This is a genomic window from Bizionia psychrotolerans, from assembly GCF_001039595.1.
In genome coordinates this window covers 1-26,291 of sequence record NZ_JNGS01000001.1, presented here as the reverse complement: position 1 = coordinate 26,291, position 26,291 = coordinate 1, and the positions used below count along the sequence as shown (strand labels likewise).

The following is a 26,291-nucleotide window of genomic DNA, read 5'->3' as shown; positions in this document are numbered from 1 at the left end:
AAAAAGTAGTTCAGAAAATAGAATCGAATAACTTAATATATATATCGTTATCACGATTAATTCAGTTAGCGCCTCAACACGAAGCGTTATTTGAATTACTATTTGGAAATTGGAACAATCAAGTTTCTAAAGCTTTGCAACATTGCCAAGCGCTAATATTAAAAATAAAGTCGCATTTAGAAGTTCATAAAAAAGAAAACCTACTAGCATTAGAACATCTATTCAAGTTCAATAGCTTATTTAACGAGCTGAGTTTGTTAGATGGTAATTTTAAACATCTTAAAGACATTAATAGTTTATTTACCGTTTATAAAGAATTATTGAGTTCCGAAACGTTAGATTTTAAAGGTGAACCGCTAGAAGGTTTACAGATAATGGGTATGTTAGAATCCCGCGTTTTAGATTTCGAAACCATTATTATATCTTCTGTAAACGAAGGTATTTTACCGTCTGGAAAAAGTAATAATTCCTTTATTCCCTTTGATGTGAAATTGGAAAATAAGCTTCCGACTTACAAAGAAAAAGATGCCGTTTACACCTATCACTTTTACCGCTTGTTACAACGTGCTAAACGTATATTCATCATCTATAATACTGAAATTGACGCCTTAAAAGGCGGTGAGAAAAGTCGGTTTATCACCCAATTGGAATTAGAAGGCATTCATAAGCTAAAACAGACGATTGCAGTTCCTGATATTTCTATGGAAACCAATTTGAAGGAATTGGTTATTTCTAAAAATGACGATGTATTAAGTCAAATCAAAATCTATGCTGACAAAGGATTTTCACCTTCTGCATTAACCAGTTATATCCGAAATCCTATCGATTTCTATTTCCAGAAAGTCCTCAAAATTAAAGAACATGATGATGTAGAAGAAACGGTTGCTGCCAATACATTAGGAACCGTTATCCATAACACATTGGAAGATTTCTATAAACCTTTTGAAGGCAAAGAATTGAATTGGCAACAGGTTACAGACATGAAACTCAAAATCGACCTAACCGTTACCAAACACTTTAAAGATCTTTATAAAGAAGGTGATATTACCAAAGGAAAAAACCTGATCGTTTTTGAAATTGCCAAACGCTATATATCCAATTTTTTAAATCTAGAAATAGCCGATTTAAAGGAAGGAAATTCCCTTGAAATTGTAGCCATTGAACTGGAAAATACAGCTGAAATACATATTCCTGAATTAGATTTTCCTGTTCGAATTACTGGAAAAGTCGATCGTGTTGATAAACGAAACGGCATTACCAGAATAATAGATTATAAATCGGGAAAAGTAGATTCTAGCAAAGTACAAATAACGAATTGGGATGATTTAACAACAGATTATGACAAGTACAGTAAATCATTCCAGGTCCTAACATACGCCTATTTAATGCATGCTGAAAAGTCATTTGAAGAGCCTGTTGAGGCTGGCATTATATCGTTTAAGAATTTAAGTGCTGGATTTCTAAAATTCGCCAAAAAAGAAGTAGGAAGCAGAAACAAAACAGAACTTATTACAAATGAAATATTAGCAGATTACGAAACCCAATTAAAACAACTCATTTTAGAAATCTGCAATCAAAAAATTGATTTCATTGAAAAGAAAATTCTATGATACTCAAAAATCAAGTTTTAGTTAGAGATCAACAAAAACCCATTATTTGGGATGCCTTTTTCAACAAAAATGGCCAGCAAAAACCGTTGGTTCTATTCTGTCATGGCTATAAAGGTTTTAAGGATTGGGGACCTTGGAATTTAGTAGCCGAACACTTTTTAGAAGCTAATTTGTTTTTTGTGAAATTCAACTTTTCGAATAATGGTGGCACCGCAGAAAACCCGATTGATTTTCCAGATTTGGAGGCCTTTGCAGAAAATAATTATAGTAAAGAGCTAACTGATTTGGATGATTTATTAAATTACTTACTATCTGAAAAAAATGAATTTTTAAAAGAAATCAATACCTATAATATCACCCTAATTGGGCATTCTCGTGGAGGAGGAATTTCCATACTAAAAGCATCTAAAGATTCACGAATTACAAAACTGATTACCTGGGCAAGCGTTTGCGATTTTTCCAAAAGAACAGCAATCACTGGAAATTTAAAAGAATGGAAAAAGGATGGAGTAAAATATGTTTTAAATAGCCGAACCAAACAACAGATGCCTCATAATTATCAGTTTTATGAAGATTTTAAAGCTCATGAAGAAACGCTTAATATTGAATTAGCAACTAAAAATATAAAAATTCCACAATTAATAATTCATGCTACTGATGATCCATCCGTAAAATTTAATGAGGCAGAGGCATTACATACATGGAATCCGAAAAGTCAATTAGTTGAAATAGAAAATTCTAATCATGTTTTTAATGGACAACATCCTTGGCATGATTCCGTATTACCTAAATCTCTTGAATCTGTTGTTTTAAAAAGTACTTCCTTTGTTTAAACAGTATATACTTTTAATGAGGTTGAAAATTGATTAATTAAAAAGCTATATCTCACATTTTTAGTATCTTACAGTAATTTAATAAATAAGATACTACTTGCATGTTTACTGTTCCAGTAGAAAACAGCCTTATTAAGCATTGCGAAACCGTCCTTAAAAATCACGATTTCGGAAAACGCTTTACTGCAAACGGGACAAAAAAACAACAACTAACAGGCATTATTGGGCAATCTGTAATTATGTCCTTTTTTAATTTAGGATTCGTTGATGGATCTGGAGGCTGTGATGATGGCGTAGATCTGATTGTAAACCACAAAACCATTGATGTAAAAACCATGGGACGAACAACAAATGTTAGAAAAAGCTACACCAACAATTTTTTAAAACTCCAAGACTACTTTAGAACAGAAATTTATATTTTTTGTAGCTACCATAAAACCAAAGAAGAAATCACTGTTTGTGGCTGGATTAATAAAACGGATTTTATTGAGAAAAGACGTTTTTATCCAAAAGGCACTATACGAACACGAACTAACCATAGTACATTCACAACATTTGCCGATTTATATGAAATTGATAACTGCCATTTAAATGATGTATCGAGCGTTGTTGAATTAAAAAAACAATTATTTGAGCTTGCTTAACTTTGATATCCAAAAACAAAAAAGCAACGCGTTCGCATTGCTTTTATTAAGTGGAGAATATCGGATTCGAACCGATGACCTCTACGCTGCCAGCGTAGCGCTCTAGCCAACTGAGCTAATCCCCCAAAATAAACGTTTGGCCAATTGTTTGTTTACTAGCGACGAAAATAAACTATTTAATTCATGTTTAAACCGTCAATTGAAAAATAATTTATTTCACACCGCTTAATACTAAAACAGGTAGTGTATTACTCTGAAAATCCTTTTTCAAAATAGTATTTTTCTCCCAAAGTTTTGAGAAAAACCCACGTTTACGTCTTACTACACAAAGCATATCTGGATCATTTTCTTTATAATGTTCTAAAACTCCCTGAAAGGTTGTGGCATTTTCAGTTTTAGTCGTATTTGTAATTAATTTGGCTAAACCTGGATTTATATCGAAATCACCTTCATTATAAAATGGCGTTTTTACCAATAATAAGTTTACGATTGATCGGAATTGGTCTTTTATAGAAATTAGAGGAATCAATGCTTCCTCTTTTTTAATTATGGCTGATTTTAAAGCAACTAAAATATAAACAATCGGTTTAAAACTTAAGCCTTCAGGCACTATTAAAGCAGGAATATTGGTCTGTTTAATGATTTTTCCAGATGTTTTACCTAAATATACTTCTTCGCGTAACGAGTTAGTACGTGGTTCAATCATAATTAAATCAATATCTAAAGAATGGCAAACCAATTCTAGTGTATCTACTAACTTTCCTTTAAAAGATTTTACGACAACCTCAACGCCTTTTGTATCAATTTTAGCAACGTGAGATTTCAAAAACTCATAGCTTTCACGTTCTAAAATATGATCAATTTTTATCATGGTTCCAGCTTTAGAATACACATTATAAACTTGAACCACATAAATTTTCGCACCAAATGCTTTGGCGAAATCTATAGCATATTGTAAATGGCTAACCGCATTTTTAGACGATCCTACTGGCACTAAAATATTCTTCATATTGAAAAAATTATAACTAATTTAGGTGCAAATTTACACATTTATTATGATTCGTAAGGGAACCATTCAAGATATTGATACGATTTTAAAAATTACTAAAGCTTGTGCTATTAATATGATTTCTAAAAACATACATCAATGGAATTCAACGTATCCAAACAGAGGTGTATTTGAAAACGATGTTTCAAGAAGCGAATTATACGTTTTGGAAGTAGATAAAATAATTTTAGGATGTATTGTTATATCTACACTTATGGATACTGAATATCAATCTGTATCTTGGTTAACGCCAAATACTAATAATCTTTATATTCATAGGCTTGCCATACATCCCAATTCTCAAGGAATTGGATACGCTCAAAAACTGATGGATTTTGCTGAAAACTTCGGCTCTAAAAACAATTACAAATCGATTCGGTTAGATACTTTTTCTAAAAACGTAAGAAATCAAAAATTTTACGAACTTCGTGGCTACAAGAAATTAAGCAAGATTTATTTTCCAAACCAAAGTGAATATCCCTTTTACTGTTACGAATTCATATTGTGAGCACCAACATCAGTTTAAAACATATCAATAAATTAGCCTTTCCAGCATTAATTGCTGGTGTGGCTGAACCTATTCTGTCAATTACTGATACAGCCATTGTCGGAAATATTTCAGAAAATGCTATAGAATCCCTAGCAGCTGTAGGAATTGTAGGCACCTTTATTTCCATGTTAATTTGGGTTTTAGGTCAAACACGAAGTGCTATTTCTTCTATTGTTTCACAATATGTTGGTTCTGGTAATTTGGATAAAGTAAAAAACCTTCCTGCTCAAGCTATTTTTATTATTACATCCTTAAGTCTTTTAATCATTCTAGGAACCTATCCGTTTGCTGATTCCATTTTTAGACTTTATAATGCCTCTGATTTAATTCTAAATTACAGTGTTGAATATTATCAAATACGTGTTTTTGGCTTTCCGTTCACACTTTTTACCATTGCTATATTTGGTACGTTTAGAGGACTCCAAAACACCTACTATCCAATGATTATTGCCATTGTTGGCGCTAGTGCAAATATTGTTTTGGACTTCGCATTTGTTTATGGCATTGAAGGCTATATTCCAGCCATGAACATAAAAGGTGCGGCCTATGCAAGCGTTATTGCTCAAATGCTAATGGCTCTTATCTCGGCTTATTATTTATTGAAAAAAACTAATATTCCACTGCGTTTTAGCTTTCCGTTCAACAAAGAAATTAATCGGTTTGTTATCATGATTTTGAACTTATTTGTGAGAACTTTGGCATTGAACGTTACGCTTTATTTTGCGAGTTCATTCTCTACAAGTTATGGCAAAGAATATATTGCTGCTTACACCATTGCCATAAATTTATGGTTTTTGGGCGCTTTCATTATTGATGGTTATGCTAGTGCAGGCAACATTCTATCTGGAAAATTGTTAGGTGGAAAAGAATACGGCAAACTCATAACATTAAGTAATATATTGATGAGATATGGTGTTATTTTAGGAATCATCATGGCCGTAATTGGTGCTTTATTCTATAATTTTATAGGCCATGTTTTCACCCAAGAAGAAGCCGTTCTGAAAGAGTTTGAAAATGTTTTCTGGATTATTTTAGCCATGCAACCGCTCTGTGCCATTGCTTTTATTTTTGATGGTATGTTTAAAGGTTTAGGTAAAATGAAAGTTCTACGTAACGTTTTGCTTATGGCTACTTTTTTAGTTTTTGTTCCAATTCTATTTCTATTGGATAGCATGGACTACAAGCTTTATGGGATTTTTATTGCCTTTACGGTTTGCATTATTGCCAGAGGATTACCATTAATTATAAAATTTAGACAAGAATTTTTACCGCTTTCCGAAAAACAGTAACTTTGACTTCTAATTATTTAGTAAAATGATGGCACTTATTTCCTTTTTACAAGAAGTCAATATTGAAGAGAAAGTAAAAAATGCACCGAATAGTGATTATGAAATTGGCGTATTTATTGGCTCTTTTGTACCATTCTTGGTACTCGTTATAATTGCTTACGCTATATATAGATACAATAAGAACAACTCAAATAGATATTAATATGGGCGGAAATATGCTTTTTTTAGTTTTGGCAATTGTATTGGTAATCATTTATGTTTACAACCGAAATAAACGCAGATAATTAACGCGTTTTAAGCCATCCCGTAATACTTAATCGCTCTGTTTTTACAGGCTTAACTTCGTGTTCCAGTATTTGACTTTCAAAAATGACTACACGTCCTGGAAACGGATAAATAACTTTTTCTGTTTCTTGTCCATTTTCATTTAAATACAAAACGAGTTCACCTCCATTTTCTGGTAGCCAACCATCTTCATTTAAATAACAAACAAAAGATAATTTACGTCTATCATCGTTTTGAAACGTATCCAAATGTCTTTTATAAAAGGTGCCTTCTGGATAAAAAGCGTAATGAAATTCCTTATGCAAAATACCTAAAAAACACGTTTTATTCAAGTAGGTAATAAGACTGTTAACTTTACTAAAAAACGTTGCTTCTAATGGATCTGCTCGGTTTTCATCAATCCATAAAATCACATCACCACGAATGGATTTTTCAATCACTTCATTCGTCCTATTACCAATGGCTGCTTTTTTAAACACATCAGCTTCATGTTTATCTAATAGAGACTGTCTTAATTCTAAAACTTCTTGTTCAGTGAAAAAATTTTCAACCAGACTATATTTTTGAGTTAAAATATCCTCAATAATCCCCTCATATTGCGGGTTTTCAACAAAAGTAATTTCTTCAAATAATTGATTCATAACTATCTACCAAATAAAAAGTGCGCAAATCTAATCTAAAAACCAATTCCTTTTACAAAACGATTATATTTGCAATGAAAATTAGAAGTATGGGAAACATTCGAATTACAAAACAGTTCTCATTTGAAACTGGTCATGCACTTTATGGTTATGATGGAAAATGCAAAAATGTGCATGGTCATAGTTATAAATTGTCCGTTACGGTTATTGGAAAACCCATTCAGGATTCCAATAATGTAAAATTTGGAATGGTGATTGACTTCAGCGATTTAAAGAAAATTGTAAAAACTGAAATCGTTGATGTATTTGATCATGCTACAGTTTTTAATAAAAATACGCCACATGTGGAGTTGGCTAAAGAACTTCAAGATCGTGGTCATAATGTGCTGTTAGTAAACTATCAGCCAACCAGTGAAATGATGGTTATTGATTTTGCTGAAAAGATAAAAAGCTATTTACCAACGCATATTGCATTACATTCTTTAAAACTACAAGAGACTGAAACGAGTTTTGCAGAATGGTACGCTTCTGATAACAAATCCCTTTGAAAAAAAGGATCTCTTCATTATTAAGCAATCAATAATCGTTAGATTCATGCCTTCTCAATAATTAATTATATTTACTACATGAACATCCCAAAAGGAAAAAAAATATACTTCGCGTCTGATAATCATTTGGGTGCACCAACAGCAGAAGCGTCACGTCCTCGCGAACAAAAATTTGTGGCTTGGTTAGATGAAATCAAAGGCGATGCTGCTGCTATTTTCTTGATGGGTGATTTATTCGATTTTTGGTTTGAATACAAAACCGTTGTTCCAAAGGGTTTTACTAGAACGCTAGGTAAATTGGCTGAAATTACTGATTCTGGAATTCCCATATACTTTTTTGTCGGCAATCATGATTTATGGATGGATGGCTATTTTGAAGAAGAACTAGGGATTTCTGTCTATCACAAACCGCAGGAATACACCTTTAATAATAAAACGTTTTTAATTGGTCATGGTGATGGTTTAGGACCTGGAGACAAAGGTTATAAACGTATGAAAAAATATTTACTAGTAAATTTGGTAAATGGCTCTTTCGTTGGTTACATCCTGATATTGGAGTTAGAATTGCTCAATATTTGAGTGTTAAAAATAAACTCATTTCAGGTGATGATGATGCCAAATTTCTAGGTGAAGATCAGGAGTGGTTGGTACAATATTGCAAACGAAAATTAGAGACCAAACACAACGATTATTTTATTTTTGGACACAGACATTTACCTTTGGAAATAAACCTCAACAACAATTCTAAATATGTCAATCTAGGCGATTGGATTCAATATTACACCTATGGCGTTTTTGACGGTGAGACTTTAGAGTTGAAGAAATTTTAAAAACTAGAACCTCCCGAAAGTATTCGAGATTACAAGAAGAAAGAAGGTTTAAAACCTTCTGAATATTGAAAAATGAATAGTTTCGTGACAATTCGTTCCATTAGAGTCAAATTTTTCACTCCGCATTTTCATGCTCCTCCAAATCCTTGGTTAAATCTAGTTTTCTAAACGACGGCGAAACAATTCCTGTTGTTACCGCTGTAATTAAAGTCATGGTGCCACCAAAAACCACTGCAGTTACTGTTCCCATTAATTTAGCAGTAACACCACTTTCAAAAGCACCCAACTCGTTAGATGAACCTACAAACATTGAGTTAACGGAAGCTACGCGACCACGCATATGATCTGGTGTTTTTATTTGAAGAATGGTTTGTCTGATAACCATAGAAACACCGTCCGTAACACCACTAAAGAATAAGGCAACCACCGAAATCCAGAATATAGAAGATAGTCCAAAAACAATAATACACACACCAAAACCAAATACAGCTGCTAGTAACTTCAAACCTGCATTTTTACTAATCGGAATATAAGCTGTGATAAGCATAGTCAAAAAAGCACCAACAGCTGGAGCAGCACGTAACACGCCAAACCCTTCCGACCCAACATGCAGAATATCTTGAGCAAAAACAGGCAGTAAGGCAACGGCTCCACCAAATAAAACGGCTATCATATCTAAGGTTAAAGCACCTAAAATAGCTTTGGTTTTGAATACAAAGGTTAGTCCTTCTTTTAAACTCTGCATCACAGGTTCGCCAATTTTAGGATTTAAAATCGGTTTCTTCTTAATTTGAGACAGCGTTATTAATGCGAAAATAACCAACCCGAAAACAAAGCAAAGCGACCAATGCACACCAATCATACTTATTAAAACACCAGCCGTTGCTGGCCCTAAAACCGAAGCCATTTGCCAAGTAGAACTACTCCAAGTAGCTGCATTTGGATATACTTTTTTAGGAACAATTAGAGCCACCAACGAAAAAATAGTAGGTCCGAAAAAGGAACGTAAAAAGCCACCAAAAAACACCAATGCATAAATGGAATATAATACGGTATTCGTACTCCAGTCACCAACAATTTTTGGCCAAGTAAGTAAAAACAATCCTAAACTAATCAAAGAAAAAAAACGCCATACAAATAGCTAATAAATTGCGTTTTTCACGTTGATCTACAATATGACCAGCAAACAAAGCCATGGTTAAGGCTGGAATAATTTCCATCAGACCAATAATACCAAGCGATAACGGATCTTTGGTAATACTATACACTTGCCATTCAATAATAATAAATTGCATAGACCATGCAAATACTAATGCAAAACGGAGTATTAAAAAAATATTGAATTCTTTGATACGCAAAGCTGCGTATGGATCTTTTTTGCCATTTTTACTTCCTGCGAAAGCAGGAATCTATTAATTCAATATCTGCATGTTTTCAAAAGATTTGCAGATATTCTATTGGTTAATAAACGGAACTATTTTACAAAAGTATTGAAAACTATAATAAGGGTGTTTCTTATTTTAGTTTTTTGTTAAAATCTAAAATAAGAATTAAAATCACTTGATGTCCCGAAGTTTCAATTGCAAGGACACCTGATTGTTCCAATGATTTTCATCAATAGAATACACTGCAGAAAAAGGTTTTTTATCTGTAATGACATCCAATTTATCACCTAAACCAAACCCAATGCAAACCAATTTATTTTGTTTACCTCTCGTCTGTTCTTGAGGGGCTTTTACGGTAATCCGCAAATGACTTTTATCTTCACCAACACATTTGCCATAACCTGTATCTTGAAGATCATCTGTCATAAATATAGGTGACATGTTACCTGGTCCAAATGGTGCAAATTGTTTTAAAATTCTATAAAATTTTGGATTCACATCACTTAATTCAATTTGGGCATCAATCTTAATTTCTGGTGTTAATAAGGACTTATCAATGGTTTCTGAAACTTCATCCTCAAAAGCCTGTTTAAATGCTTCATAATTTTCGGCTTTCAAAGTTAATCCGGCTGCATATTTGTGGCCTCCAAATTGTTCAATATGTTCTGCACAGGCTTCCAAAGCATTGTACACATCAAAACCACTAACGGATCGTGCAGAAGCTGCTAACCAATCACCACTTTTGGTGAAAACCAGTGTTGGTCTGTAATAGGTTTCAATAAGTCGCGAAGCCACAATTCCAATCACGCCTTTATGCCAAGATTCATGATATACAACGGTTGTAAATCCTTTCTGTTCGTTATTCGATTCAATTTGCTGAAGGGCTTCAAGTGTAATTTGTTTATCGGTTTCTTTTCTGTCTGAATTAAAAAATTCAATTTCTTCAGCATAGGTTTGTGCCAATTCTGGATTGGTTTCTGTTAATAAGGTCACAGCATAATTACCATGTTTCATGCGTCCTGCCGCATTAATCCGTGGTGCGACAATAAACACGACATCAGTAATGGTGAGATGCTCCTTTTTAACTTCAGAAATAATAGCTTGAATTCCTGGACGTGGATTGGTATTAATTACGTCCAAACCTAATGAAGCGAGTGCGCGATTTTCGCCTGTAATGGGTACAATATCAGCGCCAATGGCAGTGGCTACTAAATCCAGATATTCGGTTAAATCTGAAGCTGATTGTCCCTGTTTGGATGCCAAGGCCTGAATGAGTTTAAACCCTACACCACATCCACATAATTCCTTATATGGATAGTTACAATCATCCCGTTTAGGATCTAAAATAGCAACAGCTTTTGGTAATTCAGCTCCAGGTCTGTGGTGATCGCAGATTATAAAATCGATTCCTTTTTCATTGGCATAAGCCACTTTATCAATGGCTTTTACGCCACAATCCAAGGCAATAATTAAAGAAAAACCATTGTCTTCGGCAAAATCAATACCTTTAAAAGAAACACCATAACCTTCATCATAACGGTCCGGAATATAAGTTGCAACAAATTCAGTTCGAGTTTTGAGATAGGAGCTCATTAAGGCGACAGACGTGGTTCCATCTACATCATAATCGCCATAAACCAGGATATTTTCGCCGTTTTCTAACGCTTTTTCAATCCGATTTACAGCAATATCCATATCCTTCATCAAAAATGGATCGTGTAAATCTTTTAAACTCGGTCGGAAAAATGTTTTAGCAGCATCATAGGTTTCAATACCACGTTGCAACAATAAGCTGGCAACAATAGGCTCCACCTTAAGTGCTTTTTGCAAAGCATCTACTTTTTTAAATTCTGGTTTTGGTTTAATGGTCCAGCGCATATTCCTTTTTTTTACCCAAAAAGGGAAATTAATTAGTCAATTTTGATTTAAGAGCTTCTTTTTTTTCAGCCAGCCATTCATCTCTTAATAAACTGAACAAAACGGCATCACTTCTCTCTTTTCCGTTATTTTCAGGAAATAAACTTCTAAATTTACCTTCTTCAATACAGCCTACACTTTTCATAGCAGAAATACTTCTTGTATTTTCCGCATAAGCTGCAAACCCAATTCGTTCAAACGCTATGTTTTCAAAAGCAAATTGAAACATGAGATATTTACAATGCTTATTTAATCCAGTACCTTGAAATTTTTCTCCGTACCACGTAAAACCAAGTCTAACAGCATTGAATAGTAAATTTATATCACAAAACCTTGTAGAACCAGCCACTTCATTTGTTCTTTTATCTATAACCAAAAAAGAATATTCATTTTTGTTTTTTCTGGCTTCAATTGTAGCTTCAATATATTTGGTAAGATTCTTTATTCCATTCCCTTTTACAAACGAATAATCCCAAATATGTGGTTCTTCAGAAATAGATAAAAGTAGATTAACATCTGAAATTTTTAAAGGACGCAGTAAAACCACGTCATCTTCTAAAATATATTCCTTTGAAAAATCAAATGCAGCCATCTACTTATTATGATAATGAATACTCGTTTTTAAGGTTGCGAATTTTCGGAACATTTCCATAACACCACAGTATTTTTCGACTGATAAATCGACGGCTTTTTTAATTTTATTTTCATCTAAATTGTCACCGTAAAAATGATATTCAACAGAAACACTATGGTAATATTTTGGATGTTCTTCGGTGAGTTCGCCATAAGTATCCATTCTAAAATCGGAAACCTGTACTTTCATTTTATCTAAAACCGAAACCACATCCAAACCTGAACAGCCTGCTAATGCCGAAAGCATCATAGCTTTTGGTGATAATCCAGAACTATGTCCACCATGTTCCGGACTCGTATCCATTAGGACTGTTTTCCCGTTTGGGTTATCCGATTCAAATTGCATATTGCCTTTCCAATGCGTTATTACTTTATTTGTAGTTGCCATGTTTATTGTTTTTTTTGTTACTTGTGTGTAAGAATTATTAATTTGAATTCAAGCTTCCATAAAAATGAAATAGGCTTGTTCTTTCAAAAATACCAATAAAAAAATAGACTATGCCACTTGTAACACCATTATCCGCTGACCACGATTTAGAAACCAAAAAATTAGCTGAATTTTTTAATGAGACTTTAGGGTTTTGTCCAAATTCGGTTTTAACCATGCAACGCAGGCCAGCCATTTCCAAAGCTTTTATTAACCTCAACAAAGCGGTTATGGCAAATGAAGGTCGTGTAACATCGGCTTTAAAACGTATGATTGCTTGGGTATCCAGTAATTCCACCGGTTGCCGATACTGCCAAGCGCACGCTATTCGTGCTGCTGAACGTTATGGTGCTGAACAAGAACAACTAGATAATATTTGGGAGTATAGAACACATTCCGCATTTTCAGAAGCCGAACGTGCAGCTTTGGATTTCAGTTTAGCAGCGAGTCAAGTACCAAATGCCGTAGATGAAACCATACAAAAACGCTTACACGACCATTGGAATGAAGGCGAAATTGTAGAAATGTTAGGCGTGATTTCACTGTTTGGTTATCTGAATAGATGGAACGATAGCATGGGAACAACTTTGGAAGGTGATGCTATTGAAAGTGGAAATCAATTTTTAGGAAAACATGGTTGGGAAAAAGGTAAGCATGTTTAATTAGAAGTTGCCATTAATATGAAAAAAATCACGATACTAATTATATTTTTAACTTCAATCAAAGTATTTAGTCAAGATTTTAATGAAAAGACAAGATATCTATTTGGAACTTTTCATACACAAAACACAACTATAAATGGGATTTCAGTTGGAGCATTTCCGCAATTCAATGATAAAAAAAGGTTTGTTCGAACAAACGGATTAAGACTTGAAATCCCAGGAATTGGTCTTCTGGGTTTTATGGCTAATGGAAGTTTGATAACAGACGAAGAAACAGACGAAATTGTTAATGGTTTAAATATTTCGACTGGAACAATGGGAAAAGTTTCTTTTAATGGAATTACATTAGCTTTAGTCACTCAAAGTGGAACGGAAAACAATGGAATTGCAATTGCTGGTTTATGGAATGGAATGCGCAAATCAAACGGAATTCAAATTGCTGGATTACTAAATGAAGCAAAATCCAGCAATGGAATTCAAATTGCTCTATCAAATTCAACTGAATATATGACAGGCCTACAAATTGGAGCTGCAAATGGAACTGAAAAAATGGTCGGAGTACAAATCGGAATATTTAATAAAAGTAATAACACAAAAGGAATTCAGATTGGGCTGTGGAATATCAATGAATCAAGAAAATTACCGATAATAAATTGGAATTTTTAATCAAGGGAAAAATACTAATAACTACAACTAATATAATTCCGTTAGATATTAAGACCGCTTCGCTTTTAGAAATTAGACAAAACCTTACTAAAACTAGTAAGGTTTTTATTTGTTCAACTCATTAATCGCATTTTTCGCTGCCATGGAAACCGAAGCCTGCGCAGTTTCAATCGCTACTTTTAGGCTACTTGCCATAGAAACCATATCTGTTGTAGAAGCAATGGCCTTGTTATACCAATCCTCCCAAGCCTTTATAATTTCAATTTGTTCGGCTAGTTTATCTCCTTTTTTAATGGCAATTTTTCCTTGTTTAAATTCTTCATTCAATCTGGAAATGGCTGCCGTTTCAATAGTGGCAATCATATTCACGGCCGTTTTTTCATTGGCATTCAATAAAATATGTGCTGAAATCATGGAGGCTGTTCCTACATTTTTAAGGGTTTCTTTACTTACTTTATCCAAACGGTCATTATCCGTATGATAAAACTGATCGGTAAAATGCCAAAATAAAACACTCGGAATATTACTTCGTAAAAAAGGCGTGTGATCACTTCCTCCTTCAAACGGGTTGGTGTTCACTTCCCAATTAGCACGCTTGCCTTGGGCTTCAAATTCACGAATTACAAAATCATTTAAATAATGTGGTTTCATTTGATCTAAACTCATTTTACTTCCTCCCCATTCTGAATGCTTATCATTACCACGTGTCCAAATGGCACTAGGATCTGGCATTTTTTCAATGAGAAAAGAACCACCTGTGATTTCGGTATTTTCGCCAACCATATCTAAACTAATTCCCCATTTAATATTTTGAGCGCGTGTTTTATCTTCTTGAACATAACGACCAGTTGAAACTATTTCATCTCCCCAAAGAAAGGTTAATGTTCTCGTTGGGCTCCATGAATTTTCTTTTAATAATTTTGCCGAAAGCGTTGCCATTTCTAAAGCCACACCAACACCTGTAGCGTTATCATTGGCACCTGGTTCTTGAATATGTGCACTAAAAACTAAACGCTCATTTGGTAATTTTTCACCTTTGATATCAGCAACAATCGTGAGTTCTTCTGATTCGTATATTTTAGTTTCTATCTGAACCGTTACTTTAAACGGGCCTTTTAAAAGTTCTTCTTTAAGTCGCTCTTTGGCAGCAAATGACAAAGCAATTGCCCAAGGTTTTAGTTTAGAATTTAAAGGAATAGAGCGAAACTGAATAGACGTTGTATTCTTTTCAGGATTTAAATAGGACGGATTATCATAGGTCATTAAACCAATAGCACCTCCTTTAATAATGGCCTCATTAAAAATACGTGATGGACTGGTTTCGGCAAAAACTATTTTGCCTTTTACGTCCATATTTTTTAATTTCTGAACATCTTTAACATAAATAACTTCAGCCGTTACGCCTTCTTTTGGTGTGCTGAAAGAATTTAAAGCCACCATATTTCGGTTCGTAGCATAATCCAAAATCGGAGCTTCTTTACTACTAATGGATACACGTGCATCCACCATTTCCCAAGTTGGGTTTTTAAGTGGTCGTTTCTCTATTCTATAAGTTAATCGGTTTTTAGTTGTAGCTTTCTCTTCTAAAACAAAACCAGCGCTTTCCAATTTTTTAGCAATAAAAAAGATACTTTCATTAAAACCTGTGTTTCCTACAACTCGCCAATATTGCTCAACAAAAGCCGTAGTTTCAAAAGCTAAATCGCCGGTAAACCCGTCTTGAATGGTTGGCTCCAAGCTTTCTTTAGACTCTTGTTTTTTTATGCTTTGTGCTTGACTTTGAACTATGAGCACGAAACTAAAAATAGCGAGAAAAAGTATTTTTTTAATCATTATATCTTGTGTTTTAATCTTGAATTAAAGATAGAATTATTATTTAAGTGCTGCATTCCAATCCTAATAAATTATTATAAGATTCATCACTTCGTTCTGAATGACAAGAACATTTTGAAAACTATTTTTTTCCACCAACAACTACTACAATTTCGCCTTTTGGTGGCTTGTTGGTGTAGTGTTCCAAAACTTCTTTGGCAGTTCCACGAATGGTTTCTTCATAGAGTTTGGAAAGTTCTCGCGAAACAGAAACAGGTCTATCATCCCCAAAATACTCACAAAAATGCGCGAGTGTTTTTATGAGTTTATGCGGACTTTCGTAAAAAATAATGGTTCTGGTTTCTTCGGCTAATAGTAATAATCGGGTTTGGCGCCCTTTTTTAACTGGCAGAAAACCTTCGAAAACAAACTTATCATTCGGCAATCCGCTGTTGACTAATGCTGGAACAAATGCGGTTGCACCTGGCAAACAGTCCACTTCAATATTATTTTCAATGCAGGCTCTGGTTAGTAAAAACCCAGGATCGGAAATGGCTGGAGTTCCTGCATCGCTAATCAATGCCATAGTAACACCACTTTTTAATTTATTAATTAAACCTTCAACCGTTTTATGCTCATTATGCATATGATGCGACTGTGAAGGTGTGGAAATTTCGAAATGCTTTAATAGTTTTCCAGAGGTTCGGGTGTCTTCGGCTAAAATTAAATCGACAGATTTTAAAACATCAATGGCTCTAAAGGTCATGTCTTGAAGATTACCAATAGGTGTTGGAACAATGTAAAGTTTCATAAAGTGGAAAGATTTCTATTCAAATTTACGTCCAATAAGTTCCATAAATCGGGTTTCATAAATCTCTTTACCTTCCCAATTATTATAATCAGGTTTTACAATATTGAAAATTAAATGCTGCACCTCTTCAACTGAATTTAATGTATTGATTTGAGAAAGTACTCGACTGTAATCATCGCCTTCACCATCAAATAAATGCTTTATAAATGCTATTTTATCGTTCAAACCGATAACGATTCCTTTTTTTAGCTGGTCATTAAGCGATTTTTTTAAATTAGCATCCGTTTTCTTAACGGGATCAAAAATAGGTTCTGCATCAAAACCAGCGGTTATATCATCCAAATCAATTTTATGTACTTTGGTTTTTGATGTAACAACTTTTTCTATTAGCGTATCCACAGCATGAGTTTCCTGTGGCATTTGGGCAACCATATCTTTAATTTTCTCAATGGCAGGTTCCATAATATCTTCATGTTCAGAATCATCAAGATTTATATAGGTTTTATTTTCAAACTCTATATTATCACTCACCCTATTATTAAAAGCAACATCCAGCATATCGAAGAACGAGGAATCATTACCAATAGTTGGAATGTCATCTTCGAAATTTTCTTTAGCAAATTTTAAAACTGTTAATTTTTCATATAAAGCAGCAACTTCCTGATGCATTTTATTCAAATCATCTTGACCTTTTAATTTTAGTATTCTATGAGCAATACTCATTAATTCCGCTTCTAACTTCTTCTTCATAACTTTTTAACTTTAAAACGTATTTATGCTTTTGATTTTTAATAAATTTACGCCACCTTTATACAAAACGAACAATCCGTTTGTTTTAGTGTTAAAATTACAAAATGTTTCTCGAAAATACAGTAAATCAGAAAGAACAATTTGGCTGGATCGAAGTTATTTGCGGATCCATGTTTTCCGGTAAAACCGAAGAATTAATCCGTAGACTCAAGCGCGCGCAATTTGCCAAACAAAAGGTTGAAATTTTTAAACCTACTGTTGACGTGCGTTATGACGAAGATATGGTTGTATCACACGATGCCAATCAAATTCGTTCCACACCAGTTCCTGCAGCTGCAAATATTCCCATTTTAGCCGATGGATGTGATGTAGTTGGAATTGATGAAGCCCAATTTTTTGATGATGAAATTGTTCGGGTTTGTAATGATTTAGCCAACAAAGGAATTCGCGTCATTGTAGCTGGATTGGATATGGATTTTAAAGGAAATCCGTTTGGACCCATGCCTTATTTAATGGCGACAGCAGAGTATGTAACTAAAGTACATGCTATTTGTACCAAAACAGGAAATTTAGCACAATATAGCTACCGGAAATCTAAAAGTGATGATCTCGTTCTTTTAGGTGAAGTAGATGAATATGAGCCTTTAAGTCGCGCTGCATATTACAAATCCATGCAACGTGATAAAGTGCGAAACATGAAAGTAAATGAAGCGCAGGAAGTTGCAAACAATACCAAAGAATCCAATGGAAAAAGTGCATGAAACCGTTCTTGAAATAGACCTAAACGCCTTAACCCATAATTTTCAATACTTAAAATCTAGGATAAAACCGCAAACTAAAATTTTGGCGGTTGTTAAAGCATTTGCTTATGGTAGTGATGCGTCTGAAATTGCCGCACATCTCCAAAAATTGGATGTAGATTATTTTGCCGTAGCTTACACTCAGGAAGGCATTGCGTTGCGAGACTCTGGAATAAAAACACCTATTTTAGTGTTGCATCCACAATCCGTAAATTTTAAGACGCTTATTGATCGCTGTTTAGAGCCTAGCATCTACAGTCATCATATGTTGACCGAGTTCATAAAAATTACAGAGGAAGAAAAGCAAACGAATTATCCAGTTCATATTAAATTTAATACAGGTTTAAACCGATTGGGTTTTGATCCTGTTGATGTTTCAGAAATTGTATCAACTTTAAAAAACACCAAAAGCGTTCAAGCTAAATCCATTTTTTCGCATCTAGCAGCAAGTGAAGATTTAAATGAAAAACTATTCACTGAAAAGCAAATAGCAACTTTTAAAACTATCTCAAAAACGTTTAAGGAATCTATTGGTTACAAACCCATGCTTCACCTTTGTAATACCTCTGGCGTATTAAATTATCCGGAAGCACATTTTGATATGGTTCGCGTTGGAATTGGTTTATACGGTTTTGGAAATTCTGAAAAAGAAGATGTCTATTTTACTCCCATTGCAACTTTAAAATCCATTATTTCACAAATTCATACCATTGAAGCTGGTGAAAGTGTGGGATATAATCGTGCTTTTAAAGGAGCAAATAAAACAAGGTCTGCTACCATTCCAATTGGTCATGCAGATGGAATTGGCAGGCAATATGGAAATGGGAAAGGCTTTGTAACCATTCATAACAAGCAGGCACCCATAATTGGAAATGTGTGTATGGATATGATTATGGTTGATGTTTCAGATATAGATTGTCAGGAAGGTGATGAAGTTATCATCTTCGGAAAAAACCCAACAGCTAATAAGCTAGCACAAACAACAAAAAGCATTTCTTATGAGATTATTACCGCTATTTCTCAACGTGTAAAACGCGTGTTTTTAAATAACTAGAATTTTAAATCATTTACCTTCAACTTTTTAATTAAATTTGAATTATTAATAACTAACTATAAAACTATCTATTATGTTTAAAGAATTTAAGAATTTTATAATGACTGGAAATGTCATAGACCTAGCTGTTGCTGTTATATTAGCAGGAGCCGTAGGTTTAGTTGTAAAAGGGTTTGTATCCTTAATAATGATGCCTATAATTGGTCATTTTGCTGGTGGAGTTGATTTTGCCGATATGAAAATTATTTTAGACGAAGCTGTTTTAGCAGCCGATGGTACAGTTGCCACAGCTGAAAACGCTATTATGTATGGTGAATGGATTAATGCTATTATCAATTTAGTAATTGTTGGTTTTGTATTATTTATAATTGTTAAAGCTTACAACAAAACTAAAAAACCGGTAGTTGAAGAACCAGCAGCTCCTGCTGGACCTTCAGACAATGATTTACTTATGGAAATTCGTGATTTATTGAAAAAATAATACGTAGAATAACCGCTACATTATATATTCTAACCCTAAACCACTTCGTAACAGAAGTGGTTTTTTTATGCTTTATTTAAAACAATTACCTGATAAATTATTTAGTTTTGTAAATAAATTTATTAAGATGAAAGTAGCGATAGTAGGTGCCACAGGAATGGTTGGCGAAGTAATGATGAAAGTTCTAGAAGAACGTCAATTTCCAATTACAGAATTGATTCCCGTTGCTTCGGAAAAATCTATAGGAAAAATTATTTCATATAAAGGAAAAGGCTATCCTGTTGTTGGACTTGAAACCGCTTTATCTCTAAAACCTGAAATCGCTTTATTTTCAGCTGGTGGTGAAACATCAAAAGAATGGGCTCCAAAATTTGCTGAAATTGGCACAACTGTTATCGATAACTCGTCAGCTTGGCGTATGGATCCAAATATCAAATTAATTGTTCCCGAAATAAATGCATCAACCTTAACAAAAACAGATAAAATTATAGCTAATCCAAACTGTTCTACCATTCAAATGGTTTTGGTGTTAGCGCCACTTCACAAAAAATATACTATAAAACGAATTGTTGTTTCCACCTATCAATCCATTACTGGAACCGGATTAAAAGCGGTTAAACAGTTAGAAAATGAAATGGCTGGAATTCAAGGTGAAATGGCCTATCCATATCCAATTCACCAAAATGCTTTACCACATTGTGATGTATTTGAAGAAAACGGATACACCAAAGAAGAAATGAAATTAGTGCGCGAAACACAAAAAATCCTAGATGATAGAACGATAGCCGTAACCGCAACTGCTGTTCGCATTCCTACGGCTGGAGGACACAGTGAAGCGGTAAATATTGAATTTGAACACGATTATGTTATAAGTGATATTCGGAAGCTATTAAATGATACGGAAGGTGTTATATTACAAGATAATACAGATGTTAATACGTATCCGATGCCTATTTATGCAAACGGAAAAGATGCTGTTTTTGTTGGACGAATTCGTCGAGATGAATCGCAACCAAATACGGTAAACATGTGGATTGTTGCTGACAACTTGCGAAAAGGTGCTGCCACAAACACCATTCAAATTGCAGAATACTTAATAAAAAACAGTTTAGTTTAACGTTTATTCATTCTAAATATTTAATTTTTAGGTAATAACCAATAATTTGTAAGAATTTTTCTTAAATTCGTAGTCGCCTTTTAAGTCGGTTATGAAAAAAAAATACATTTTCTTATTTATTTCTATTTTCTTATTACTTTCGTGCAAATCGGAAGATGATGATTATGTAGAAGTACAAATTCAAACTCAAGATGATACTGCACAAGTTTTTCAAGGTGGTTTTATTGAAATGGATGTACTTTCTAACGACAGTAATATTCCAGAAACAGGTACTTTAACGATTACCAATTCTGCACACGCTACTATTTCTATTCTAAATAATAATACACCTAACAATCCGAGTGATGATAAAATACGTTACACACCAACAGGAGACTATTTAGGCGCAGACAGTTTTGTATATACTATTTGTTCATCTAATAATAATTGTGCAACAGGGACAATAACGGTAACTATCTTACCAGTATCACCTGTTGTATACAATCCAGATGATTTACCATATCCGAACTTATCAGATTATAATTTTTTTGAAGGCGATTTAAAAAATCTTAATCCTGTTTCAGGTGTAATTCCTTACGATTTGAACTCACCATTGTTTAGTGATTATGCTCATAAAAAACGCTTTGTTTGGATGCCAAACGGCAGTAAAGCGAGTTTTGAGAGTGATTATACACCTCTAGAATTTCCTATTGGTGCCTTTTTAATTAAGAATTTTTATTATGATAACGTATTACCAACTGGTAATACTCAAATTATTGAAACACGCTTAATGTATTTTACGGAAACCGGTTGGGAATTTGCCAAATATGTTTGGAACGACGAACAAACTGAAGCCACCTTTTCAAACGATGGTAGTTTTGTAAATTTAACTTGGAATGAAGGTGGAAGTACTAAAAATGTCAATTATCGAATTCCATCGCGCGCCGAATGTTTTACCTGTCACAATAAATTTGGAACACCCATTCCAATTGGTCCTAAACCTCAAAATTTAAATAAAACCTATATGTATCAAGATGGTACAGAAAATCAATTGCAAAAATGGGTCGATGTTGGCTATTTAAATCCTGATTATCCAGGAAATATAGATTCAACTGTAGCTTGGGATGACACACTAGAATCTTTGGAATTGCGCGCAAGATCTTATATTGATATTAATTGTGCACATTGCCATTCAGAAGAAAGTTATTGCGAATATAGACCTATGCGCTTTGCATTCAATGAAAATGATTTATCCAGTAATATGGGTATTTGTGTGGAACCAGATACTAATATTGGTGATGAGTATCCTTTAATAATGAATCCAAGAAATGCTGATGCTTCTGTAGTCGTTTTTAGAATGAGTTCAATAGAAGAGCAGTATCGCATGCCATTATTAGGTCGAACATTGCAGCATACAGAAGGCATTGCTTTAATTACAGAATGGATTAATTCATTAGCAGATAGATGTAACTAACTATAAAACCTTAAAAATTAGAATATTAACACGTACATTGGCGAAATATAATTAAAAAAACTAGCTATAAATCAATTCCTCTTAATTATGAAAACAAAATTACTTTTATTAGCATTATTAATTTTTACAATTTCCCATGCTCAAACAAGTTCTGACTCGTGTTCAGAAGCCAATATGGCAACGCCTATTACTCAAACAGGCGTTTATAATGTTGAAGTTTTAAATGGTACTGATGTTCCAAACCCAATATGTAGTACTAATGCTAATACCGCTACTTTAAGCGAGTGGTTTAGATATATACCAGAATCAGATAGTTACATAACCCTTTCAACTGATTTAACTCAAAATTCTGGTGGTGACACACGTGTTCATATATTTAGTGGAGTCTGTGGCGCATTAGTTTGTGAAGGAACTGATGACGATAGTGGTAATATTGGAAATGGTTATTTATCCATTTTATCATTGAATGTGGTTGCAAACCAAACTTATTATATTGCCTTTGATAATCGTTGGAATGCCAATGGTTTTGATTTTGAAATTACCGAAAACGAACCTCCAACACCTCCTGCAGTTACTTTTACAACCAATAGTATTTCTACTACAGGAACAGACAGAGCCATTGTAGATATGAATGGTGATCATCTGGACGATATTGTTTCTGTATCTAACAATAATATAAATATTCATGAACAGTTAACCACTGGTGGGTTTCAGAGTTCAAATATAGCCACGTCCTATGCTGACAACACACCTTCTTGGAGTTTATCAGCAGCCGACTATAATGCAGATGGATATACCGATTTATTATATGGTGGAGGAAGCGGTGTAACGTTTATGAAATCTAATGGTGATGGAACGTTTACAGAAGATTCTGGGGCTGGAGAATATGTATTTTCACAACGTTCTAATTTTGTAGATATTAATAATGATGGCCATTTAGATGCTTTTGTTTGTCATGATGTAGCACCAAATGTGTATTATATAAATGATGGAACTGGCAACTTAACTTTCTATCAAGGAGAAAATGTAAACGGTGTTCCAAGTGGTTTAGGCCTTTATAGTTCAGGTGGTAATTATGGTTCTATTTGGATAGATTATGATAACGATAGAAATCTAGACATGTTTATTGCTAAATGTGGTGGTGAAGAAGCAAGACGTATGAACCAAATGCACAAAAATAATGGCGATGGTACTTTTTCTGAACTATCAGCAGTTTTAGATTTAGATGACCCAATGCAAACGTGGTCATCAGCTTGGGGAGATTTTGATAATGATGGTGATATGGATGTTTTTGTTGGTGCCAGTTCTGGTACGCATAAAATGATGCGAAATGATTTAGTAACGGATGTTAATGGCAATACAACTGTCATTTTTACAGAGGTAACCGACGAATCCGGTATTCTTGGTTTATCAGATACTGGAATAGAAAATGTTACTTATGATTTTGATAATGATGGGAATCTAGATATTTCATCCAACGGTAATATTTTATTCGGAAATGGCGATTTAACCTTTACAATCAATGAAAACCTATTATCAGGAAGCAATGGTTCTTTTGGCGATTTAAATAATGATGGTTTCATAGACTCTTTCAGCAATGGAACTATTTATATGAATGACGGTAATGCTAACAATTGGATTAGTATTTGCACAGTAGGCTCACAAGGTTTTAGTAATATTAATGGTATTGGTGCACGTGTAGAAATCCATACGTCTGCTGGTATTCAAATTCGCGATGTGCGCAGTGGTGAAGGCTTTAGATATATGAGTACTTTAAATACCCATTTTGGTTTAGGTACTGAAACAACCATTGATAATTTAATTATTTATTGGCCATCTGGAGTTATTGATAACATTCCAAATCCTGCCATTAATCAGAAAATTTGTGTTACAGAAGGGCAAACATTAACGGTTCAAGATTATGCTCTAAACGAAGTAACTATTTACCCGAATCCTGTTGAGAACACCTTACATATTTCAACACCTGTTTCTTTAAACGGTAAAATTGCAACTGTTTTTGATATTAATGGAAAAAAAGTATTGAATTCAAAATTAGAAAGTAACGTGATAAATGTATCAAAATTACAAACTGGATTCTATATTTTAAGATTAGAATCTGAAGGTCGTGTTATAAATAGAAAGTTTATAAAACAATAAAATAGAATTTCAGTAATTCAAATTCGCTTCTTTTCCATGAGAAGCGAATTTTTTTTGTCTTATTTTTGCACAATGTTACATGTAAAGAACCTCACATTTTCTTATCAAAAAGCACCTGTCCTTCAGGCTCTAAATTTCGCTATTCGGCCAGGCGAAAATACGGCAGTAATTGGAGAAAGTGGTTCTGGAAAAAGCACCTTGCTCAAACTACTTTATGGCGAGTATGATCTAGATATAGGACAAATTTTTTGGAAAGAAACAGAAATTTTAGGACCAAAACATAATTTGGTAATTGGTCCTGATTTTATGAAATATGTAGCACAAGAATTTGAACTGATGCCTTTTATTAGTGTCGAAGAAAATATAGGCAAACATCTCTCTAATTTTTTTCCAGCAGAAAAAAAAGATAGAACCGCTGAATTGATAGAAATTGTTGAACTTACTGAATTTGCTAAAACGAAGGTAAAACTATTAAGTGGTGGCCAAAAACAGCGTGTTGCTTTGGCACGTGCTTTAGCCCAAGCGCCAGAAATTTTACTCCTGGATGAACCTTTTAGCCATATAGATAATTTCCAAAAACAAACGTTGAGACGCAAGGTTTTTAATTATTTAAAGGAAAAAAATATAGCTTGTGTAGTTGCCACTCATGACAAAGAAGATGTTTTGGGCTTTGCCGATCAAATTTTTGTTTTAAAAAACCAATCTATTGCAGCAAAAGGCAAACCACAAAAACTTTACAAAAATCCAGAAATTCCATTAGTTGCCGCTTTTTTTGGAGAATTCAACATGATTAAAGGCGAATTTGTATACGCACATCACCTTAAAATTGTGGACTATTCAGATTTAAAAGCTACCGTAAAAACATCTTATTTCAAAGGAAATTATTGGTTGATAGAAGCAGAATATAATTCTAAATCAATCTTAATTGAGCACAAAGTTAATATCCCAAAGGATACAAATATTTTCTTAATTATTGACAAATAAATCTTGTCTTTCAGAATACGTTAAACCATTTGGTAGTTCTATTGAAGAAAATTCTAAATGTAACACACGTCTTCTTTTTTGAATTGTAGTTTCTGAAGATGCATGTAATAATAACGGTTTTATTAATTGAATTCCACCAGAAGCAATTTCGCTCACAAAAGGAATGGAATTAGCACTAATTAGTTTAATTTCTTCAGTACTTAAATGTTTATTATGCGATCCTGGAATTACTTTTAAGGCACCGTTTTTATCGGTTGTTTCATCTAGATGAATTCGCATAGAAAATGTGTTTTTTGAAATTTCCTCTGGTGGACGCACGCTTACAACACCTTTTTTATTTGTCCAAGACAAAAACCCTTCTGTTTCTACTTTCTTTTTAACATTTATTGGTACATCCTGGTGCCAAGTTACATACCAATTGTCTGTAGGTGATTTATCAAAAAAAATCGCTTTGGTTAAAAATGCCTTTTTATCTATCGATTTTACAAGTTTTTTGAAATTCTTATTGAATAATATTTCTTGTAATTCAGGCATTTTTTTAAGAACTTCCCGCATCCCAAAGGATTGATCCTCATTATTTTTAAAATACGCATCAAAACTAGCCTTAAGTTTTCTGATATCTCGTCTGGTATACACATGATTTAAAATACCAAAGCCTTTATATTCCAAACTTTTAGCAATAGTTCGTAAATTTTTATCATTAATTTCAGTTTCGTAGGCATCTACTGCATCATAAAGTCGTTCTTTAATGCTCCTTTTTAAACGTTCTGGAGAAATTACTTTGATTCCTTCTCCTAATCCCAAAATTTCTTTTTCTAACTCAAAATTAAGTTGAACATCTAATGAAATAGTTACACCATAGTGATCTCTACTCACTTCTTTTTGAGAGTAGTGAAAAGGTTTT

The 26,291-nt window shown here is 33.7% G+C and carries 25 protein-coding genes, 1 tRNA gene and 2 pseudogenes; 17 read left to right on the top strand and 11 right to left on the bottom strand.

All coding sequences use genetic code 11. The features are described from left to right. The 3 genes from GK51_RS00135 to GK51_RS00125 all read left to right on the top strand — a co-directional run. Positions 1–1,610: PD-(D/E)XK nuclease family protein (locus tag GK51_RS00135; RefSeq protein ID WP_048330836.1), on the top strand; the 1,610-nt coding region annotated here is incomplete at its 5' end. After that, complete coding sequence (locus tag GK51_RS00130; RefSeq protein WP_048330834.1) at positions 1,607–2,443, top strand: alpha/beta hydrolase family protein; 837 nt, start codon at positions 1,607–1,609, stop codon at positions 2,441–2,443. The genes GK51_RS00135 and GK51_RS00130, both read left to right, overlap by 4 nt. Positions 2,444–2,544: 101 nt before the next feature. Further along, the gene (locus GK51_RS00125; protein ID WP_048330832.1) at positions 2,545–3,087 is read left to right on the top strand and encodes a hypothetical protein; all 543 of its coding nucleotides are present in this window, start codon (positions 2,545–2,547) and stop codon (positions 3,085–3,087) included. A gap of 51 nt (positions 3,088–3,138) precedes the next feature. Here GK51_RS00125 and GK51_RS00120 read toward each other — a convergent pair. After that, a tRNA-Ala gene (locus tag GK51_RS00120) sits at positions 3,139–3,212 on the bottom strand. Positions 3,213–3,298: 86 nt separating this feature from the next. Beyond that, positions 3,299–4,096 (bottom strand): universal stress protein, encoded by a 798-nt coding sequence (locus GK51_RS00115; protein ID WP_048330830.1) that lies wholly within the window; start codon positions 4,094–4,096, stop codon positions 3,299–3,301. Positions 4,097–4,142: 46 nt separating this feature from the next. On the opposite strand from GK51_RS00115, the gene GK51_RS00110 reads away from it, so the two are divergent. The 3 genes from GK51_RS00110 to GK51_RS02500 are packed head-to-tail and all read left to right on the top strand — an operon-like array spanning position 4,143 to position 6,176. Beyond that, positions 4,143–4,643 carry a GNAT family N-acetyltransferase gene (locus tag GK51_RS00110; RefSeq protein WP_048330828.1) on the top strand — a complete coding sequence of 167 codons (501 nt, stop codon included), beginning with the start codon at positions 4,143–4,145 and terminating at the stop codon, positions 4,641–4,643. Then, positions 4,640–5,974 (top strand): MATE family efflux transporter, encoded by a 1,335-nt coding sequence (locus GK51_RS00105; protein ID WP_048330827.1) that lies wholly within the window; start codon positions 4,640–4,642, stop codon positions 5,972–5,974. Before GK51_RS00110 ends, GK51_RS00105 begins: the two co-directional genes overlap by 4 nt. A gap of 25 nt (positions 5,975–5,999) precedes the next feature. Beyond that, positions 6,000–6,176 (top strand): hypothetical protein, encoded by a 177-nt coding sequence (locus GK51_RS02500; RefSeq protein ID WP_197072698.1) that lies wholly within the window; start codon positions 6,000–6,002, stop codon positions 6,174–6,176. A gap of 82 nt (positions 6,177–6,258) precedes the next feature. Here GK51_RS02500 and GK51_RS00100 read toward each other — a convergent pair whose 3' ends face one another. After that, positions 6,259–6,900, bottom strand: coding sequence for a 2OG-Fe(II) oxygenase (locus GK51_RS00100; protein ID WP_048330826.1), 642 nt, complete (start codon positions 6,898–6,900; stop codon positions 6,259–6,261). An 89-nt stretch (positions 6,901–6,989) separates the two neighbouring features. On the opposite strand from GK51_RS00100, the gene GK51_RS00095 reads away from it, so the two are divergent. Both GK51_RS00095 and GK51_RS00090 read left to right on the top strand, forming a co-directional pair. After that, on the top strand, positions 6,990–7,448 hold the full coding sequence (locus GK51_RS00095) for a 6-pyruvoyl trahydropterin synthase family protein (protein WP_048330825.1): 459 nt from the start codon (positions 6,990–6,992) through the stop codon (positions 7,446–7,448). A gap of 78 nt (positions 7,449–7,526) precedes the next feature. Next, positions 7,527–8,278, top strand: a pseudogene (locus GK51_RS00090) (UDP-2,3-diacylglucosamine diphosphatase). A 115-nt stretch (positions 8,279–8,393) separates the two neighbouring features. Here GK51_RS00090 and GK51_RS00085 read toward each other — a convergent pair. The 4 genes and pseudogenes from GK51_RS00085 to GK51_RS00070 all read right to left on the bottom strand — a co-directional run bounded on the left by GK51_RS00085 (position 8,394) and on the right by GK51_RS00070 (position 12,601). Then, a pseudogene (locus tag GK51_RS00085) lies at positions 8,394–9,687 on the bottom strand (MFS transporter). Between the two features lie 147 nt (positions 9,688–9,834). Continuing rightward, complete coding sequence (gene recJ, locus GK51_RS00080) at positions 9,835–11,541, bottom strand: single-stranded-DNA-specific exonuclease RecJ (protein WP_048330823.1); 1,707 nt, start codon at positions 11,539–11,541, stop codon at positions 9,835–9,837. 28 nt (positions 11,542–11,569) lie between these two features. Continuing rightward, positions 11,570–12,172 carry a GNAT family N-acetyltransferase gene (locus tag GK51_RS00075; protein ID WP_048330821.1) on the bottom strand — a complete coding sequence of 201 codons (603 nt, stop codon included), beginning with the start codon at positions 12,170–12,172 and terminating at the stop codon, positions 11,570–11,572. Next, a complete protein-coding gene (locus GK51_RS00070) occupies positions 12,173–12,601 on the bottom strand; it encodes an OsmC family protein (protein WP_048330820.1) in 429 nt (142 codons plus the stop codon). It lies immediately after the preceding gene. Positions 12,602–12,711: 110 nt separating this feature from the next. Between GK51_RS00070 and GK51_RS00065 the strand changes: the two genes are divergently transcribed. Both GK51_RS00065 and GK51_RS00060 read left to right on the top strand, forming a co-directional pair. Beyond that, a complete protein-coding gene (locus GK51_RS00065; protein WP_048330818.1) occupies positions 12,712–13,302 on the top strand; it encodes a carboxymuconolactone decarboxylase family protein in 591 nt (196 codons plus the stop codon). A gap of 18 nt (positions 13,303–13,320) precedes the next feature. Further along, on the top strand, positions 13,321–13,968 hold the full coding sequence (locus GK51_RS00060; protein ID WP_048330816.1) for an LA_2272 family surface repeat-containing protein: 648 nt from the start codon (positions 13,321–13,323) through the stop codon (positions 13,966–13,968). A 105-nt stretch (positions 13,969–14,073) separates the two neighbouring features. Here GK51_RS00060 and GK51_RS00055 read toward each other — a convergent pair whose 3' ends face one another. The 3 genes from GK51_RS00055 to GK51_RS00045 all read right to left on the bottom strand — a co-directional run bounded on the left by GK51_RS00055 (position 14,074) and on the right by GK51_RS00045 (position 17,341). After that, a complete protein-coding gene (locus tag GK51_RS00055; RefSeq protein ID WP_048330814.1) occupies positions 14,074–15,801 on the bottom strand; it encodes a M28 family peptidase in 1,728 nt (575 codons plus the stop codon). Between the two features lie 121 nt (positions 15,802–15,922). After that, positions 15,923–16,591, bottom strand: coding sequence for a 16S rRNA (cytidine(1402)-2'-O)-methyltransferase (gene rsmI / locus GK51_RS00050; protein ID WP_048330812.1), 669 nt, complete (start codon positions 16,589–16,591; stop codon positions 15,923–15,925). Between the two features lie 15 nt (positions 16,592–16,606). Continuing rightward, on the bottom strand, positions 16,607–17,341 hold the full coding sequence (locus tag GK51_RS00045) for a hypothetical protein (protein ID WP_048330809.1): 735 nt from the start codon (positions 17,339–17,341) through the stop codon (positions 16,607–16,609). A 104-nt stretch (positions 17,342–17,445) separates the two neighbouring features. On the opposite strand from GK51_RS00045, the gene GK51_RS00040 reads away from it, so the two are divergent. From GK51_RS00040 to GK51_RS00010, 7 genes are all read left to right on the top strand, one after another. Then, positions 17,446–18,102 carry a thymidine kinase gene (locus GK51_RS00040; protein WP_048330808.1) on the top strand — a complete coding sequence of 219 codons (657 nt, stop codon included), beginning with the start codon at positions 17,446–17,448 and terminating at the stop codon, positions 18,100–18,102. Beyond that, the gene (gene alr / locus GK51_RS00035) at positions 18,086–19,195 is read left to right on the top strand and encodes an alanine racemase (RefSeq protein ID WP_048330806.1); all 1,110 of its coding nucleotides are present in this window, start codon (positions 18,086–18,088) and stop codon (positions 19,193–19,195) included. The genes GK51_RS00040 and alr overlap by 17 nt, the downstream gene beginning before the upstream one ends. A 73-nt stretch (positions 19,196–19,268) precedes the next feature. Further along, a complete protein-coding gene (mscL, locus tag GK51_RS00030) occupies positions 19,269–19,676 on the top strand; it encodes a large conductance mechanosensitive channel protein MscL (protein ID WP_048330804.1) in 408 nt (135 codons plus the stop codon). A gap of 127 nt (positions 19,677–19,803) precedes the next feature. Further along, positions 19,804–20,793 (top strand): aspartate-semialdehyde dehydrogenase, encoded by a 990-nt coding sequence (locus GK51_RS00025; RefSeq protein WP_048330842.1) that lies wholly within the window; start codon positions 19,804–19,806, stop codon positions 20,791–20,793. 91 nt (positions 20,794–20,884) lie between these two features. Then, on the top strand, positions 20,885–22,246 hold the full coding sequence (locus GK51_RS00020) for an Ig-like domain-containing protein (RefSeq protein WP_053069178.1): 1,362 nt from the start codon (positions 20,885–20,887) through the stop codon (positions 22,244–22,246). A gap of 87 nt (positions 22,247–22,333) precedes the next feature. Next, a complete protein-coding gene (locus tag GK51_RS00015) occupies positions 22,334–24,403 on the top strand; it encodes an FG-GAP-like repeat-containing protein (RefSeq protein WP_231575822.1) in 2,070 nt (689 codons plus the stop codon). 72 nt (positions 24,404–24,475) lie between these two features. Beyond that, positions 24,476–25,387, top strand: coding sequence for an ABC transporter ATP-binding protein (locus GK51_RS00010; RefSeq protein WP_048330802.1), 912 nt, complete (start codon positions 24,476–24,478; stop codon positions 25,385–25,387). Here the strand turns inward: GK51_RS00010 and GK51_RS00005 are convergent. Continuing rightward, positions 25,370–26,291: phytanoyl-CoA dioxygenase family protein (locus tag GK51_RS00005; protein ID WP_048330800.1), on the bottom strand; the 922-nt coding region annotated here is incomplete at its 5' end. The two genes, GK51_RS00010 and GK51_RS00005, sit on opposite strands and share 18 nt — an antisense overlap.